Origin of the sequence: Polyangium sorediatum, from assembly GCF_029946465.1 — a bacterium.
GTDB lineage: Bacteria > Myxococcota_A > Polyangia > Polyangiales > Polyangiaceae > Polyangium > Polyangium fumosum.
In genome coordinates this window covers 1-17,479 of the sequence record NZ_JARZHI010000003.1, presented here as the reverse complement: position 1 = coordinate 17,479, position 17,479 = coordinate 1, and the positions used below count along the sequence as shown (strand labels likewise).

Sequence of the window (17,479 nt, the reverse complement as noted above, 5' to 3'; positions counted from 1 at the left end):
CGCTCGCGGCGCGCATCGGATCAGTTGATCTTCACCACGCCACCCGTGATCTCGTTCGTCCCTGCCGCCGACGAGTTGATCGCCGGGGCCGCGATGGCGACCTTCGCGCCGCCCGCAATGTTCACGTTCGTGCCGCCGATCGTCGCGTCCGCCGTGAACTCTGCGCCTGCGCCGTCTGTGGACGCAAGGGTCGCCACCTTGCCGGTGCTCGAGATGTTCGCGTCACACAACGTTTGACCGCCGCCGCTCGCTTGAAGCAGCGCGTTCGCGTCGAGGAAAACCTGGCTGTTGCCCGAGGAATGCATCTTCGCGTTCGTGTCGAGGAAGACCTCGCTGTTGCCCGAGGAATGCACCTTCGCGTTCGCGTCGAGGAAGACCTCCGTGCCCGCGCTCGACTTCATCAGCGCGTTCGCGTCGAGCACGATCTCGGCATTGCCGCCCGCCTTGATCGTGATCTTGCCAGGCTCCAGCGTGATCGAGCTGCCCTGGCATTCGAGCGTGATCTTGTTCGGCGCGCTCATGAACGAAGTATCGGACGCCGTCATCTTGTAATGACCCGTGATATCGGTGTGGCTGCCGTTGAAGCCGCCCTGCTTCGGCTGGCCGAGCACGGTGTTGAATTGGCTGCCCGTGACCGTATTCTTTTGGTCCCCGCCCACCGTCGTCGTGTGATTCGAGCCGATCGTGACCGACTGGTTCACGCCGATCGTGACGGACTCGTTGTTCCCCACCTGCCGTGACCGATCGTTGCCCACCGTGAGCGTATCGTCGTGACCGATGCTCTTCGTCCGGTCGTTGCCGATGTTGACGCTCTCGTCATTCTTGACGAGCTTGTTCAAATCCTTCTCGGCCTGCATGCGCAGGAGCTCTCGGCCCGCGGCGTCCTCGAACATCAGCTCGTTGTAACCACCGCCTCCGCCCGTCGAATTGCTCTTCCATCCGCTCTGCGTCTTGTTCTCCGGCAGCTTGTACGGCGTCTTTTGCAGCCCCGTATAAACACGGCCGACGATGACGGGGCGATCCGGGTCGCCGCCCAAGAAATCGACCAGGACCTCTTGTCCGACGCGAGGCAAGCTCGAACCGCCATATCCCGCGCCGCCCCAGGGCTGGCTCACGTGGATCCAGCAGGAGCTTTTGTCGTCCATCTTGCTCTCGCGATCCCAATGAAAATGGACCCGAACACGGCCGAATTCGTCGGTGTGGATCTCCTCGCCCGCAGGACCCACGACTGTCGCGCTCTCCACGCCATGGACCGTCGGCCGCGGCGTTTCTTGATCCGGCCGGAAAGGGACATCCGTCCCCCGCGCCGCGCAGCGGTGCGTCCACTCGCCTTGATCCGTGCCCCGCAAGGACGATTCGATCACGAGCAGCGGTTTGCCATCGCCCATCGCTGCGTGCGGATGCCCCTCGAAGCTCATCACCACGCCGGGCGCGAGGTCGTGCGCATTCGTCTCGAACGTGCAAACCCGCGCGCTGCCCCGGTGCGCGTCCAGGCGCTTTTGCGCCAGGATCGCGGCTTCCTTTTCATCCGTTCGCGCCTTGCCTTTGTCGTCCGCGACCGGCGTCGACTCGCCTTGATCCGCGCCAAAGAGGAACGCACCCGGCACGTAGTGGTATCGCTCGAGCTTCTCCTCGACATCGCTGCCGCCCGAAGCGCTCGCCGAGAGCTTGTAGCTCGGCGGCCTTCGATAATCGTGATCCCGCAGCGTGACCTTGCCGGGTTTCACTTGCTGCGACATGCGCACCGCCGTCACGAACTTGATCCCGACGTCTCGCACGCTCGACGTGTCATCCGCGAACGTGAGCGCTCCCTCGCGCGCGGGGTTCGTGTGCGCCGCGTCCGAGAGCACGAGCTTCGTGCCCTCGTCGGTCTGCTCGAGATAATACGCGATGCCTGCGTCCTCGAGCATCCGGTTGATGAACGAGAAATCGCTCTCCGCGTATTGCACGCGGTACTTGCGTTTCTTGTAGACCCCCGCGTCGTATTGCTTCTTCGGCGCGATGTTCCACTCGGCGAGGATCTGGAGCACGATGTCCGGCTCGGAGATCTGCTGGAACATGCGGTAATTCCTGCGCTGCGTGAGCAGCCACAAGGTCGGCACCACCGAGATTTGATACGTCGACACGCCGTCCGGCGCGACGCGCACGAGCTCGATGTGGTTGCAGAGGCCCGTCCACTCGCGCGTCGACGCGCCCGTGGCGAGCGCGAAGCGCGCGGGTTGCCCCACGACCTCGTCGAAGTCGATGCTCGGGTTCTTCGAGAGCGCGGTGATCGTGATCTGGAAGAGCGACGAAATCCGCTCGCGCACCTCGAATTGCCGCACGTCGAGGTGATCCTTGGAGGCAAGCTCGAGCTCGCAGTTGTTGGTGCCGACGAGCTTTCCCGCGATGGCCGCCGCGCCGCCGACGAATGCGCTGACGGCCTGCTTGGCGATGTTCGAGGTGATCGCTTTCTCCTCGAAGATCGGCAGCTCCTCCGCGATGCCGTACGTCGCGCCCCGGATGAGCTCTCTGCCTTTGCCGGAGGCCTTCGCCGTGGCAGCGCCGACCGCGCCTTCGAGCGTCGCTTCTCCCGCGGCTTGCACAGCCTCCTCTTTCGACGTCTTGACGAACGACATCTCCACCACCCTCCGAACAGCGAGCTTCGACGGTGCGCATGCTAACCTGTCAAGCCTGACCAAGGGAAGCCTTGTCGAAGCGTCGACCGTTTTTTTGTGTGGGATCGCTCGCCGCGTGCGGGCTGGAGGTTAGGAGGCTGCTCCAGCATCACACGACCGTATGCATTGCGTATCCGCGACTCCGCCGACGTGAGCCGAGGGCTGTGGTGGGCGCCAAGTATGTCAAATGCACCCAGGAGGTTCATTGGGTCACCTCGAACGCGCCGCTTTTCGCGATAGGGTTCGTCCCGGCCGCTTTTTTGTAATGCCGTTTGCGGCGGCACCGTGGTCGGGGGTACGATGCGTGGCGCCACGTCGATGAGCGATCGCCCGCTGAACCCCTTCAAAGGGCATGATAGCCGACGCTGAGCGATCACGCCGACGTGGGCAACGAGGAGGGGTGCGACGAACGCCTTGCGCGCGACGCCGTTCCGGCTAGCTCGACCGATGCGATCCGTGGTCATGTTCGCCGAGGCGGTGCCACATGAAGTGTCCTGAGGAGCGAAGGCTCAGCGCCCGTCTGCCGCCGGATGCGAGCGTCACCGCGGACTTCGCTCGTCACGAGCGGACAGGACGCTTGTCACAGGCTGTTTCGCCGTCCCCCATGTCCGGCGTGCGAGGCGCGCTCCCCGAGGCCTCCCTTCCGCTCGACGGCTTCCTCAAGCACTACGAGATCATCCGCAAGCTCGGCGAAGGCGGCATGGGGGTCGTGTTGCTCGCGCGGGACATCAAGCTCGCGCGCCTCGTCGCCATCAAGCTCCTCCAGGACAGCGGACAGGCGCCCTCACGCTTGCTCGCCGAGGCGCGCGCGACGGCGCGTTGCAGGCACGAGAATATCGTGGTCATCCACGACGTGGACGAGACCGACGGGCATCCATACATGGTCCTCGAATACCTCGAGGGCCGCACGCTGCGGGATCTCCTGTCCTCGGGCGCCGGAGGACCGAGCCGCGTGCTCCCGCGGGGCCTCGCGCTCGACATCGTGATGTCGGTCCTTCGTGCGCTCGTCGCCGCGCACGCGTGCGACGTCGTGCATCGCGACCTCAAGCCCGAAAACATCATGATCCTCGACGCTGGGGGGGTCAAAGTGCTGGATTTCGGGCTGGCGAGGCCAAGCGATGGCCTGTACCCGGGTGACGGCGGCACGCTCGCGTACATGGCGCCAGAGCAATGGCTCGGCGAGAAGGTCGACGTGCGCGCCGATCTCTGGGCCGTCGGCATGATTCTGTACGAGCTGCTCGCAGGCGCGCATCCGCTCGCGCCGATCACGATGGAGCGGCTCGAGAGCGTCGCCGACCTCTCCGCGCCCATGCCCAGGCTCCGGGACGTCCTGCCCGATCTCGCCGCGCTCTCGGACGTCGTGGAGCGAAGCCTGCGCAAGCAAAAGGCGGAGCGGTTCGCCTCGGCCGACGAAATGCTCGCCGCGCTCACGCCCTTGCGTGAAGGGGGAAAACCTATCACGTTCGCCGAGGGCGAGCTGCCGTTCGCGGGGCTCTCGGCATACCAGGAGGCGGACGCGGGCCGCTTTTTCGGCCGCGAGCGGGAGGTCGTGGCCGTCGTGGGGCGGCTCCGTCGGCAGCGGCTCGTCACCGTCGTGGGCCCGTCCGGCGCTGGCAAATCGTCGTTTCTCCGCGCGGGCGTGATTCCGGCCTTGAAGCACTCCGGCGAGGATTGGGACGTCCTCGTCCTGCGCCCGGGCCGCGCCCCGATGGCAGCGCTCGGCGAGGCGCTCGCAGAGGTGCTCGCCAAGAGCACGTCGGACGAGCCCCCCGCGGCCCTCGGCGATCTTCGCGCCGCGCCCGGGCTGTTCGGCGCTCGCCTGCGCGCCCATTGCCGCGCGCGGGGCCCAGAGAGCCGCGCGCTCGTCTTCGTCGATCAATTCGAGGAGCTTTATACCCTGGTCTCCGATCCGGGGGAGCGATCCGCGTTCCTTCAATGCCTCCTCGGCTCGGCGGACGACGCCTCGTCGCCGCTGCGGGTCATCATGGCCATTCGCTCGGATTTTCTCGACCGCGTCGCCGAGGATCCCCCTTTCCTGGCCGAGGTCACCCAGGGGCTCTTTCTCCTGCCGCCCATGAGGCGCGAAGCCTTGCGGGAGGTCTTGCTCCGTCCTGTGGAGGCGGCCGGGCATCGTTTCGAGGACGAGGCGATGAGCGCCGATATTCTGGACGAGCTGTCGCGCACCAAGACCCCGCTCCCGCTCCTGCAATTCGCAGCCGCGGAGCTATGGGAGGCGCGTGATCGGGAGGCGAAGGCCTTGACGCGAGCGAGCTACGAGCGGCTCGGCGGGGTGGTCGGATCGCTCTCCACGCACGCCGATGCGGTCTTCGGGGCGCTCGCATGGCCGAGCCAGCGCCTCTGCCAGGCCGTCTTCTTGCGCCTGGTCACGCCCGAGCGGACGCGCGCGATCGTGAGCATGTCCGAGTTCGCCTCCCTCGCCGAAGAGCCCGCCGCCGTGGAGGCGCTCGTCCAGCATCTCTGCGGCGCGCGGCTCTTGCTCCTCGAAGTCGGCGGCCTTCCGGGCGCGGTGACGGTGGAGCTCGTCCACGAGTCGCTCATCGAGCGCTGGCCGAGGCTCGCGGGGTGGCTCGACGAGAGCACGGCGGACGCCCAATTCATGGCTCGGCTGCGCGCCGCCGCCTCGCAATGGCAGGCCGGCGGAGAGGCGTCCGGCTTGTTGTGGCGGGACCGCGCCGCCGAGGACGCGCGGACGTGGTATGAGCGAAGGCGCGCGAACCCCGAGGCGGAGCGCGGTTTGCCGCTCGGCCGCGCGGAAGAGCGGTACCTCCTCGCCGTGATCGACCTCCAGGAGCGGGCGCGGCGGAGGCGACAGCGCTCGATCGCCGGGGCATTCGTGGTTCTCGGCACCGTGTCGGTCCTCGTGTTTTTCCTGGCCATGCGCGCCCAGGCCCAGGCCCGGCGCGCGGACGCCGAGGCCGCGCGTGTCACGGAGCAGAACGGCGAGCTCGCGCTCCAGGCGCTGCGGGGCCGCAATGCCACGCGGATGCTCGCCGCGCGCAGGCGGATCGACGATCCCACGCTGGTCCTCGCGCTCGCGCGGGAGGTCGAGCCCGAGGACATCCCCAAGGAGTGGGCCGAGATCGTGAGCGACGCGCTCTGCTCCGGCGTCGCGCGGGACGAGGTTTCGGGCCTCCACGGGGGTTTGCCGGTCTACGCGGCGACCATCAGCCCGGATGGCGCGCGCATCGTCACGGCGTCCGGGGACAAGACGGCGAGCATCCTGGCTGTGGGCGATTTCCAGAGGCTCGCCACGCTGCGCGGCCATGAGGCGCACGTCTGGTTCGCCGCGTGGAGCCCGGATGGAGAGCGCATCGTCACGGCGTCCGGGGACAAGACGGCCCGGATCTGGAGCGCGGATGGCGCCGGGGAGCCGCTCGTGCTGCGCGGTCACGAGGACGAGGTCAATTCGGCGCTGATGAGCCCGGATGGGCAGCGCGTGGTCACGGCGTCCATGGACAGGACCGCGAGGGTGTTCCGCGCGACGGACGGGAGCCCGATCGCCCTGCTCGAGCACCAGGCGAGCGTCACGAGCGCCCAGTTCAGCCCGGATGGAAAGCGCATCGTGACGACCTCGGTGGATAAGCTCGCGCGTGTGTGGAGCGCGGACGGCAAGGGCGCGCCGCTGGTCCTCCGCGGGCATACGGACGAGGTTGTCGCGGCAACCTGGAGCCCGGATGGAAAGCGCATCGCCACCGCGAGCAAGGACGCTACGGTGCGCGTGTGGGACGCCTTCGAGGGCGCCGAGCGCCTCGCGCTGCGCGGCCACGAGGACAAGGTCATGAGTGTGGCGTGGAGCCGCGACGGCAAACGCATTGCTTCGGCCTCGAAGGACAAGACCGCGCGCATCTGGAATGCCGACGGCGCGGGGCAACCGCTCGTCTTGCGTGGCCACAAGCACTGGATCTATACGGCGGATTTCAGCCCGGATGGCCGCTCCCTCCTCACGGCGTCGCTCGACAGGACGCTTCGGTTCTGGGATCTCGACGAGGTCGTCGCGCCGAGGGTGCTCGAGGGGCACACGGAGGTCATCAACGTGCTCGCGTGGAGCCCCGATGGCGCGCGCCTCGTCACGGCTTCGGGGGACGGGACCGCGCGGGTGTGGCGTGCGGAGGGGGAGGGGAGCCCGCTCGTCTTGCGCGGCCATGCCGCGGACATCGTCGGCGCGAGGTGGAGTCCCGACGGCGCGCGGCTCGTCACGGGTTCGCGTGACGGGACCGCGCGGGTATGGCGCCTCGACGACCCCTCTTTGCCCATCGTCCTCGGCGGCCATCGGACGGGGGTCTGGGGCGTCGATTGGAGCGCCTCGGGGGACCGGATCCTCACCGCGTCCATGGACGGAGCCCTTCGCGTGTGGTCGAGCGACGGCTACACGCTCCAGGCGGAGACAAGGGTTCCGATGGAATCCGAGTGCGTGGTGCAAGTGTGGTTCGAGCCCACGGGCGCGCGGATCCTCGCGTCGTACGAGACCGGGGACATCTATCTCTGGAACGCGGGCGAGGCGGGCGAGCTCGTCGCGCTCGCCGGGCCCCCTGCGAGGTTCGTGCCCACCCACTTCACGGGCGCGCGATGGAGCCCGGACGGCTCGCGCGTGCTCTCCCCGTTCGCGGACGGCGCCGCGCGAATCTGGGACGTGCGCGACGCTGCGGGCTCCCTCCTGCTGCAGGGGCACGAATCGAATGTCACCTTCGCTGCGTGGTCGCCCGACGGCGCGCGGATCCTCACGACGTCCCTCGACAGGACCGCGCGCGTATGGAGCGCCGACGGCTCCGGGCAGCCCGTGGTCCTTCACGGTCACAGGGAACGGGTTACATGGGCGTCGATGAGCCCCGACGGCACACGCATCGCCACTGCGTCCGTGGACACGACGGTGCGCATTTTTCATGCGGATGGATCCGGGCAGCCTTTCGTGCTCGGCGGCTCTCCATTCATCTCCGGGTATGCCGAATGGAGCCCCGACGGCAGGTACATCGCGCAAGGCTCCGAGGAGAAGGTCGCCCGCATATGGCCCGACGTGGAGCCTTTTACCGGCCCTGCGGACGCCCGGCTCTGGAGGGCGACCTCATATTGTATTCCCGCGCCGATTCGAAGAGAACTGCTCCAGGTCACCGAAGTCGAGGCCCAGAGGGACCAGGAAGCGTGCGAGCGCCGCGTCGCGGAGGCGCGCGCCGCCGAGGGACACCCAGGTCACGCTTCGGCTCGTGATAGGGTGGTGCGGCCATGACGAGGAAGTTGATCTCGCTCGGTACGACCCAGAACGCCGTGCGCGAGGAGCGGAGGGAGCAAGCCCTCGCGCGTCCTTTCCTCTTCGTCGTGCTCCATTGCGACCAGCCGGCGCTCGGCGGCGCGCGGTATTGCCTCTCGGAGCTCGACGTCGTCGACATCGGCCGCGGCCCCGAGCGTGTCGCCTCGCGCGTCCGCGAGGGGGGCGCTCGGCGGCTCGATCTGCGCTTGCCCGACGGGGCCATCTCGAAGGCCCACGCGCGCCTCGTCCGGAGCGGCGAGGGGTGGGTGTTCGAGGACATGGGCTCGCGGAACGGCTCGCATGTGAATGACAAGCGCGTCACGAAGGCGGCGCTGCGGGACGGTGATTTCATCGAGCTCGGCCACGTCATCCTGCGGTACCGCGCGGGCTTGTTGTCGTCGCCTGCCGCCGGCGCGGATCTCGATCTCCCGCCCTCGGAGGTCGGGGATCTCTCCACGCTCGTCCCCTCGCTCGCGGAAAACCTCTACGCGCTGACGCGTATCGCGCGGGCGCACATCCCGGTGCTCCTCCTCGGCGAGTCGGGCACGGGCAAGGAGGTGCTCGCGAGAAACGTCCACGCCCACTCGGGGCGGGCAGGGCCGCTCGTCGCCGTGAATTGCGGGGCGCTCACGGCGTCGCTGCTCGAGAGCCAGCTCTTCGGGCATGTCAAGGGCGCGTTCACGGGGGCCGTCCGGGACGAGCCGGGCTACGTGCGCCGGGCGGATGGTGGCACGCTCTTCCTCGACGAGGTCGGTGATCTCCCGCTCCCCGCGCAGGCCGCGCTCTTGCGCGTGCTCGAGGAGAACGAGGTCGCGCCCGTGGGCGGGACGAACCCCATCAAGGTGGACCTGCGCGTCGTCGCGGCGACGCACAAGCCGCTCGACAAGATGGCCCTCCGGGGCGAGCTCCGGGTCGACTTGCTCGCGCGGCTCTCCGGGCATCGGCACACGCTCACGCCACTGCGGGAGCGGCTCGAGGACATGGGGATCTTGGTCCGCGATCTTCTGCGACGCTCCAAGGTGCCGGGCGCGAGCGAGCTTGGTTTCACCATCCAGGCGGGCAAGTGGCTCTTGTCGCAGCCATGGTCGCTCAACATCCGGGAGCTCTCGCAGGTCCTCGGGGTCGCGGCTGTGCTCGCGGACGGGCCGCTCATCGAGCGCGCGCACCTGGTCGAGCGGAGCCTCGGGCCCTTGGCGCCGCCCAGCGAGGAGAGCGTCGTGGCGCCGGAGCCCGAGGAGGAGAGGGAAACGGCGCCGGACGCGCTGCGCGGGCGTATCGTGGCGCTGCTCGAGAAGCACAGGGGCAACGTGAGCGGGGTCGCGCGCGACATGGGCAAGTCGCGGGTCCAGATCCACCGCTGGATCCAGAGGTTCTCGATCGACGCCGACGCGTATCGCTTATGATCGTGGCCGGCTCACGGCATCGGGCACGTGTCGGTCATCGACGGCTCGCATGCCGCGTCCTTCTTCACCTCGAGGAGCTGCATCATGCCTTCATCCTCGTGCTCCAGGATGTGGCAGTGCAGCACGTATTTGCCCTCGAAATGGAGGAAGCGCGACAGGAACGTGACGGTGCCGTCGACGCCCATCATATCGCCCGTGGGGATGAGAAACGTATCGCGCCAGATGGCCTGTGCCGGCTTCTTCCCGTTGATGGACGTCACGAGGAACGAGTTGACGTGGATGTGGAAGGGATGGATCGACGCTCCTGCCGACGGGGTCACCTTGTTGTTGAGCGTCCATTCTTCCACGGCGCCCAAAGCCATGCATTGATCGATGCGGGTCTCGCAGAACGTCCTGTCGTCGATGGTGAAATGTGTTCCTTGCGCATCGATGGACACGGCGAAGTCGAGCTGGCGGCTATTGTCGATCTGGTTGCCAGGCTTCGCCATGTCGTCGAAGGACGGGTAAAGCGCCGGAGGCGTGAGCGCCTGCGGGATCTCGAGGCTCGTGTCCGGCGTCCCCGATACGATCACGGTGGCAAGGACCTGCGGCGCCCAGCAGACGAAGTCCAGGTAGCCGAGCGCCACCATCTGGTAGGTGCCCGGCTCGAATTGGACGAGCAGGTCCGCGCGGCCTCCCGGCGGGATGACGTACTCGACCTCCGAAACGGGATTGGCCATCGGCATCTTCAGGGGCGCAGCGTAGGTGATCCCGTCCGTCGCGACCTGGTAGTACGTGACCGACTTCGCCCGCAACGCGTCCCGGTTGAGCATGGGCGGCCCCCCGCTGCTCGCGCAAGAATAGCCGAACGGATCATAATCGGGCTTCGGCAATGACGTCGCGGCGTCCACCTGGTCGTCCGGTACGCGGAGGAAGGCGACATCCAGCGGAGCACGGAAGCCCGTGTGAAGGACCCGGAAGCGCTGCACCTCACTCGGGTGCAAGCGAAGGATCGGGTTGAGCTGGCCGTTGACGTGGAAGAAATCCACGACGTTCTCGGGCAAGGGGCCGGAATGGCCCATTTCACCGTACGTCGCGAGGCGGATCTTGCCATTGCAAGGATCCTTGGTCTGGAGCATGAGCTCGCCGACGACCAGGAGCTGCTCCTTGCCCTGCCCCTGCTCGGGCTTGGGAGAGAACAGTTTGTCGAGGTCGTCTTTCGTTTCATCGCGAATGATGAGGGCCCCAGCCATGCCGCCTCCCACCTGGATGGCCGTCGCTCCGTGGAAGTGCGGGTGATACCAGTAGGTCCCGGCCGGATGATCGGCCATCGTCCCATCCGGCATGACCTCGTCCTTGGGGATGTCGATGACGAAATCGTAGCTTTCGCCGGGACCAATCTCCAAGAAGACGTCATCTCCGGGCGGCCCGGGATCGACGTGCAGGCCGTGCGTGTGGAAGTTGGTCGTGTTGTTCTGCATGCCCGGGCCGTGCCCGCCATGCCCACCGCTGGTGGTCATGCCGCAATCGGGGGGGTCCACGGCGCTGTCGTCGTCCGGAAGGCCGTTGATGAGCTTGAGCTTGAGCTGATCACCGGGGCGAAGCTCGAGGCTCGGGCCTGGGATCGTGCCCGTATATGTTCCCTCGAAGCTCGCCTCTCCTGCATTGACTTTGAGGCCCGTGTACGCGCGGGTCATGAACGTATACGTACCCACCGTCACCTCGGTCTCGGTGATGGTCATCTCGATATCGAGAAGGCCGTCCTTGGCTCGGACCGTGGCTGGATTGAAGAGCTCTCTGCTCGGAGTCGGCTGCAGCGTCGGCGGCTTGTCGTCGGAGCTGCACCCGGTGGTATCGGGCAGCAAGAGGCCAGCGCTGATCGCGGCGCCCAGACTCAAAAAAGCGCGCCGATCGAACGTGAGCGTGGCGCGAGAACGATTTTTATCGGATGAAGATTTGTAATGGGACGTCACGAATTCACCCTGTGGGTTCGCCGTTTGCGCTCCGAATGGTCGACAATGCCCCGAGGAAGCTCCGGGGGACCATGGGTATCACGCGCGGCACCTATCGGAGATGGCGAGCCGCGGGATACGCAGAGAATCCGTCGTGGCTGCTCCGAGCGTGCGCTCTGCAACGAACAGGCCATCCGTGCGTCGCACGGGAGGTGCGTTGCGCGCCCGGCGAGCGTCGCCGAGCGTTGCCGAGCGTCCTGTACCTGTAACAGGACCTGTAACAGGACCATGTTACAGGTCCTGTTACAGCGGTCGGGCCAGCGTGGGTCGCATCTCCAAGAACGATGAGGCGCCCAGGCTCGGAAGACGAACCATGGGCTGGCACCTCGCTTGCTATGCCGCGGGCGTAACGTCTACCCACAGAGAACCTGGATAGCAAAAGGCGACCCCGAGCGCGCGAGAAGGCGAGACGTTCGCCGTCAGCGGCAGTGCCACCGCCCTGTTGGGCGACGCTGGCCGGCGATCGATTCCCATGAGCGCATCTCGAGGCGACCTTTCGACAGCAAGAGGACCCACGATGAGTGTCTTCGACGACGCAGATACCACCTTCGAGGTGGTCGTGAACCACGAGGAGCAGTACTCCATCTGGCCCGCCGGCCGGGAGATCCCTGCGGGCTGGCGCCTGGCGGGGAAGCGTGGGAACCGCGCCGAATGCCTCCAGTATATCGAGGAGGTTTGGACCGACATGCGGCCGCTCAGCCTGCGCAAGCAGATGGACGCGGCTGCGGCTGCGGCCAAGCCATCGGCCTGAGTCGCCGACGATGGAGCCGATCCCGGGTGCGTGGTTCTGGAGGCAAAAGCCCGTGGCGTTGCCGCGGGCGCGGCTATTTTGCTTCCCCTACGCAGGAGCGAATGCGATGGTCTTCCGGACCTGGGTCGCTCACCTGCCGCCCGACGTGGAGCTCGTCGCCGCGCAGCTCCCAGGCCGAGGGCCGCGAATTCGAGAGGCGCCCATGACGACGCTCAAGCCCCTGGTGGAGGCGCTCGGGCAGGCCCTCGCCCCGAGCCGCATCCCGTTCGTGATGTTCGGGCACAGCATGGGCGGGCTCGTCGCGTTTGCGCTTTGCCATTGGCTGCGCGCACGTGGCCTCCGAGCGCCGATGCACCTCTTCATCTCCGGCCGCCGCGCGGCGCAGTTTCCGGACTCGTACCCACCCACCGGTGAGCTGACCGACGCGTACATCCTCTCCTGCATCCGACGTTATGGCGGAACGCCCGCGAGCGTCCTGGCCGAGCCGGGGCTCATGGACCTGATCCTGCCCGTTTTCCGGGCGGACTTCGAGCTCCTCCGGTCCTACCGCCACGTACCCACAGAGCCTCTCGATGTTCCGCTGACCGCACTCGGGGGCGCGAAGGACGACACAGTGCAGCCGGCACAGCTCGAAGGGTGGCGCGAATCCACGAATGGTTCGTTTGCGCTCCGCATCTTCGAGGGAGACCACTTCTTTCTGCATTCCGCAGAGGCGGCTGTGCTGCGCGTGGTCAAGCAGGCTTTCGCGGGCATTGCATAGAGAGCGTGATCATGGCAGGCGAGGCTACGAAGGTCGATCGAACCGAGACGTCCACCAAGCACGAGGTCAGGGCGGACGGCGCCGAGGTGAAGTCGGATCTCGAGTCGAACGACGTGCGACCGCGCGCCAGCCGCGCGGAGGCGATCATTCGGCGGAATGTCCTCTGGACGCTCGTGGCCGGCGTCCTCCCTGTGCCCGCCGTCGACCTGATTGCCATCAAGGGGACTCAGCTCAAGATGCTGAAGGAACTCGCCGACCTTTATGAGGTGAAGTTCACCCGTGACGTCGCGAAGACGCTCCTTGGCTCCCTCATCACGAGCACGTGGAGCGTGGGTATGGGGACCACCCTCGGATACGGGCTCGCCAAATTCGTGCCCGTGGTCGGCTCGGCTCTCGGGATCATCTCCACGCCGCTCGTCGCGGGTGCGGCCACGTATGCGCTTGGCAAGGTATTCATGATGCATTTCGAAACCGGCGGTACGTTCCTCAATTTCGATCCGAATGCCATGCGGTCACATTTCAGATCGGAGCTCGAGAAGGCCAAGGAGACCGTCGCCAAGATGCAGCAGGAGCCGTAGGCCTGCTGGTCGGTCCTCGGGCTCGCATCGATACCACGAGACTCAATCACGACATACGATGAGCATGCACGACGAGAGCGTAGACATTCGGAGCCAGGACGCAGGCCGTCGCGGCGACCTCGGGGCGCGCTGGAACGAGGGGCACGTCGATCCGGCGCGCCCGATGGGGCGCCTGCCCTTGCTCACCTCCGACGAGCTGCGCCTGCTGGCGGCGTGGAACGACACGGAGGTGGCGTATCCCGCGTGCAAGTGCATTCATGTTCTGTTCGCGGAGCAGGCGGCGCGGACGCCCGACGCGGTGGCCTTGGTATTCGCCGAGGAGGAGCTGACCTATCGGGAGCTCGACGAGCGCTCGAATCAGTTGGCGCACCACCTGCGCGCGCTGGGCGTGGACCCGGAGGTGCGTGTCGGGCTGTGCGTCGAGCGTTCGTTGGAGATGGTGGTGGGGCTGCTCGGCATTCTGAAGGCGGGCGGCGCGTACGTGCCGCTCGACCCCGGCTATCCGCGGGACCGGCTGGCCTTTATGCTGGCGGACGCGCGTCCGGCGGTGCTGCTGACGCAGGAGCGCCTGGAGGGCAGGTTGCCCGCGCATGAGGTTGTCACGGTCTACCTCGATGCGGGCGCGGCCCCTTGGCAGGCGCAACCGCTCACGTCCCCCGACGTGCAGGTAGGTCCGGACCATGCAATGTACGTGATTTACACGTCGGGCTCGACGGGTCGGCCGAAGGGAGTGCTCAACACGCATCGCGGGGTGGACAACCGCCTGCGCTGGATGCAGCGCGCTTACGGGCTGAAGGCGAGCGACGCGGTGTTGCAGAAGACGCCGCTGTCATTCGACGTGTCGGGCTGGGAGCTGTGGTGGCCTCTCTTGGAGGGCGCCCGGATGGTGATTGCGGCGCCCGAGGGTCACAAGGATCCGCGTTATCTAGCTGCGCTGATGGGGGAGCGCGGGGTCACGGTGACGCATTTCGTGCCGTCGATGTTCGGGGTGTTTCTTGCGGCGACGGAGCCCCGGGAGCGTGCGTCGCTGCGATTGGTGTTCGCGAGCGGCGAGGCGCTGCCGGCGCACCTGCGTGTGTCCTGGTATGCGGGGAGCAAAGGCGAGCTTCACAATCTGTATGGTCCGACCGAGGCGGCCATTGATGTGACGAGCCACGCCTGCGGGCCGGAGGAGGAGGGGCCGGTGCCGATCGGGCGTCCGATCGACAACACGCGTACTTACGTGCTCGATGACGAATTGCGCGCGGTGCCCGTGGGCGTCGCGGGGGAGCTTTACCTGTCGGGGGTGCAGCTCGCGCGAGGCTATCTGAATCGCCCCGAGCTGACGGCGGAGCGATTCATACCTGACCCGTTCTCGCCCGAGGCGGGTGCGCGGATGTATCGCACGGGCGACCTTGCGCGCTGGAGGGAGGACGGCGCGCTGGAGTTCCTGGGCCGCATCGACCATCAGGTAAAGGTCCGAGGATTCCGGATCGAACTCGGTGAAATCGAGGCTGCGCTCGTGACGCACGCGTCGGTGCGCGATTGCGTGGTGGTGGCCCGGGAGGAAGCGTCGAGCGACAAGCGGTTGGTAGCGTACGTGGTGGCTGCCGAGGAGACGTGGGCGCCAGGCGCATTGCGGGAGCACCTGGGGGCGACGCTGCCGGAGTACATGATCCCGTCTGCATTCGTGCGGCTGACAGAGCTGCCGCTGAATCCAAGCGGCAAAGTGGATCGCAAGGCGCTGCCGGCACCCGAGGCGACGCGCGACGGGGCGGAGACATCGTACGTGGCGCCGCGGACCGAGACGGAGCGCGCGCTCGTGGCCATCTGGGAAGAGTTGCTCCAGGTGCGGCCGATCGGCGTCAGAGACTCATTTTTCCAGCTCGGCGGCCATTCGCTTCTTGTCTTTCGCCTCGTGTCGGCCGTCGAGGCGCGGCTCGGGGGCGCGCTGGGCGTAGCGACGGTATTCCGCCATCCGACGATCGAAGCGCTTTCGACACTCTGGGACACCAGGGCGGAGCGACCGGCGCTTGCGCCGCAAATCCGCCTCTCGCCGCGCGCGGAGGGTGAGCCTCCTCATGAGGGCCTGTCGGGCACGGAGCGGCGCATCTGGTTTTTGGAGAAATTGTCGCCCGAGGCGAGATCGTACCAGATCCCGCACGTATTCGAGGTGGCATCTGCGTTCTCGGCGTCGGCGCTCCACGAGAGCGTCCACATGCTGGCATTGCGCCACGAAATCCTTCGCACAACGTATCCGGATGTGGACGGCACGCCGAAACGGCGGGTGTCGGACGATGTGGCCATTCCGATCCGCGTGGAAGACGTCTCGTCCCTGCCCGAAGCGGAGCGAGATTCCGCGCTGCAGGCGTTGCTCGCCGCAGAGGTCGCGACCCATTTCGACCTGGAGCGTGGCCCGCTGACGCGGGTCCTGGCCGTGCAGACCGCCGCGGACCGGCATGTCGTCGTCGTGCACCAGCATCACATCATCACGGATGAGTGGTCCTGGGGGCTCTTGCTCGCGGAGCTCTCGTCCCTGTACGAGGCATCGCGCCGCGGGGGGATGGCCGCGCTACCTCCCCTTGTCTCCCATTACTCGGATTACGCGCGCGCAGAGCGGTCGGCGCTCGCCCGCGACGGGCTCGCGGCGTCGCGGGCATACTGGAAGGACGCCCTCTCCGGCGTACCGAGGCTCGACCTGTCGATTGTTTCTCCTCCCTCGGGCGTAGGCTCGGGGCCGGAAGGGGGCGTCTCGCTCCATTTGTCGCCGGAGACGAGCCACCGGATGCAGGCGCTCTCGCGCGAGAGCGGCGCGACCCCCTTCATGGCATGGTATGCGGCTCTCGCGGCTGTGCTGGCTCGGTACAGCCGGCAGACGGATTTCGGTCTCGGTGCGGTCCTCGCGAATCGCCAGGTCGCTGGGACCGAGGCGATGCTCGGGTTTTTCACGAATACGGTCGTGCTGCGGACCGACCTCTCGGGAGACCCTACGTTTGCCGAACTGCTCTCGCGTGCGCGGCGGACCTCGCTCGACGCGTACGAGCACCAGGCGCTGCCGTTCGACGTCGTGGTGCAGGATCAGGGGCTCTCACGGCAGGCCGGCGAGAATCCGCTGTTCGACGTCACCTTCTTCGAGGTGACGCCTCCGACCACCGGAGATGCGGCCGGCTGGTCACCGCTGCTCGGTGCGGTGTCGGAAGGCGTGACGACGGCGAAGAATGCGCTCGCGGTGACCGTACGCCACGGCGCCGAGGGGGCCGTCGTGGAGGTCCTGTACGACACGAGGCGTGTTTCGCGCACGGCAGCGGAGCGATTGTGCGGCCATTTGCGGGCGCTCGCGACGGATGCCGCGGTGCACCCGGACAAACGTTTGTCGGATCTGGACCTCTTGACCGAAGAGGAAACGGAGAAGCTCGCTGCGTGGAACGACACGCCCAAGGTGGACCCCGCCGCCCGGTGCATTCACGAGCTCATTGCGGAGCAGGCGGCGAAGGTGCCTGGGGCGGTGGCGCTTGAACAGGACGGCCGGCAGCTCAGCTATGGTGAATTCGAGGCGCAGGCCAATCGGCTGGCGCACTACCTTCGCTCCCTCGGCGTCGGGCCCGAGGTGCGCGTGGCGCTGTGCGTGGAGCGGTCGTTCGACATGGTGGTGGGTCTCGTCGGGATCCTGAAGGCTGGCGGCGCGTTCGTGCCTCTGGATCCAGCGTATCCGGCGGAGAGGCTCTCGCTCCTGCTGTCCGAAGCGCAGGCGCCGGTGCTGCTGACGCACGCGCACATCGAGGACCGGTTCACGGCATCCGGCGTGACGGTGGTGCGGCTCGACGTGGACGCGGGGCAATGGGCGTCGCAGCCAGCCACGCTACCCGAGAGCGGCGTCCGGCCCGAGCACGCGAATTACGTGGTGTTCACTTCCGGCTCCACGGGCAAACCCAAGCCTGTGGTCAACGAGCACCGGGGGCTTGCGGCGCGTGTGGCATTCCAGCGCGAGCATTTCGTGATCCATCCGAGCGATCGCGTGCTGCAGAGCGCAGCGGTGGCGTTCGACGGGGCGATCATCGACTGGATGATATCGCTGTGCAACGGAGCCGCGTGCGTGT

Annotated in this window: 8 protein-coding genes; 6 read left to right on the top strand and 2 right to left on the bottom strand. The window is 67.1% G+C overall.

Translation table 11 applies throughout. From position 1 onward, the window contains the following. Positions 1 to 20 precede the first annotated feature (20 nt). Complete coding sequence (locus QHF89_RS04280; RefSeq protein ID WP_136967377.1) at positions 21 to 2,618, bottom strand: type VI secretion system Vgr family protein; 2,598 nt, start codon at positions 2,616 to 2,618, stop codon at positions 21 to 23. 643 nt (positions 2,619 to 3,261) lie between these two features. Here QHF89_RS04280 and QHF89_RS04275 point away from each other — a divergent pair. Further along, complete coding sequence (locus QHF89_RS04275) at positions 3,262 to 7,899, top strand: nSTAND1 domain-containing NTPase (protein WP_284720040.1); 4,638 nt, start codon at positions 3,262 to 3,264, stop codon at positions 7,897 to 7,899. Continuing rightward, positions 7,896 to 9,323, top strand: a complete 1,428-nt coding sequence (locus QHF89_RS04270; RefSeq protein WP_136967379.1) for an FHA and sigma-54 interaction domain-containing protein — start codon at positions 7,896 to 7,898, stop codon at positions 9,321 to 9,323. Before QHF89_RS04275 ends, QHF89_RS04270 begins: the two co-directional genes overlap by 4 nt. Before the next feature lie 11 nt (positions 9,324 to 9,334). Here QHF89_RS04270 and QHF89_RS04265 read toward each other — a convergent pair whose 3' ends face one another. Then, positions 9,335 to 11,167: a multicopper oxidase family protein gene (locus tag QHF89_RS04265; protein WP_136967380.1), complete on the bottom strand. Its 1,833-nt coding sequence runs from the start codon at positions 11,165 to 11,167 to the stop codon at positions 9,335 to 9,337. Between the two features lie 664 nt (positions 11,168 to 11,831). Between QHF89_RS04265 and QHF89_RS04260 the strand changes: the two genes are divergently transcribed. The 4 genes from QHF89_RS04260 to QHF89_RS04245 form a co-directional block, all read left to right on the top strand. After that, the gene (locus QHF89_RS04260; protein WP_136935499.1) at positions 11,832 to 12,065 is read left to right on the top strand and encodes an MbtH family protein; all 234 of its coding nucleotides are present in this window, start codon (positions 11,832 to 11,834) and stop codon (positions 12,063 to 12,065) included. Positions 12,066 to 12,075: 10 nt separating this feature from the next. Next, the gene (locus QHF89_RS04255; protein WP_136967381.1) at positions 12,076 to 12,825 is read left to right on the top strand and encodes a thioesterase II family protein; all 750 of its coding nucleotides are present in this window, start codon (positions 12,076 to 12,078) and stop codon (positions 12,823 to 12,825) included. A gap of 11 nt (positions 12,826 to 12,836) precedes the next feature. Continuing rightward, positions 12,837 to 13,403, top strand: a complete 567-nt coding sequence (locus QHF89_RS04250) for a YcjF family protein (protein ID WP_136935497.1) — start codon at positions 12,837 to 12,839, stop codon at positions 13,401 to 13,403. A 64-nt stretch (positions 13,404 to 13,467) separates the two neighbouring features. Then, positions 13,468 to 17,479, top strand: a 4,012-nt coding sequence (locus QHF89_RS04245; protein WP_284720039.1) for an amino acid adenylation domain-containing protein, incomplete at its 3' end; no start/stop codon positions are given.

Bases quoted from the DNA above. Each gene is read 5' to 3' on its own strand.
- QHF89_RS04280 (WP_136967377.1), bottom strand. From the start codon at position 2,618: ATGTCGTTCGTCAAGACGTCGAAAGAGGAGGCTGTGCAAGCCGCGGGA.
- QHF89_RS04275 (WP_284720040.1), top strand. From the start codon at position 3,262: ATGTCCGGCGTGCGAGGCGCGCTCCCCGAGGCCTCCCTTCCGCTCGAC.
- QHF89_RS04270 (WP_136967379.1), top strand. From the start codon at position 7,896: ATGACGAGGAAGTTGATCTCGCTCGGTACGACCCAGAACGCCGTGCGC.
- QHF89_RS04260 (WP_136935499.1), top strand. From the start codon at position 11,832: ATGAGTGTCTTCGACGACGCAGATACCACCTTCGAGGTGGTCGTGAAC.
- QHF89_RS04255 (WP_136967381.1), top strand. From the start codon at position 12,076: ATGGAGCCGATCCCGGGTGCGTGGTTCTGGAGGCAAAAGCCCGTGGCG.
- QHF89_RS04250 (WP_136935497.1), top strand. From the start codon at position 12,837: ATGGCAGGCGAGGCTACGAAGGTCGATCGAACCGAGACGTCCACCAAG.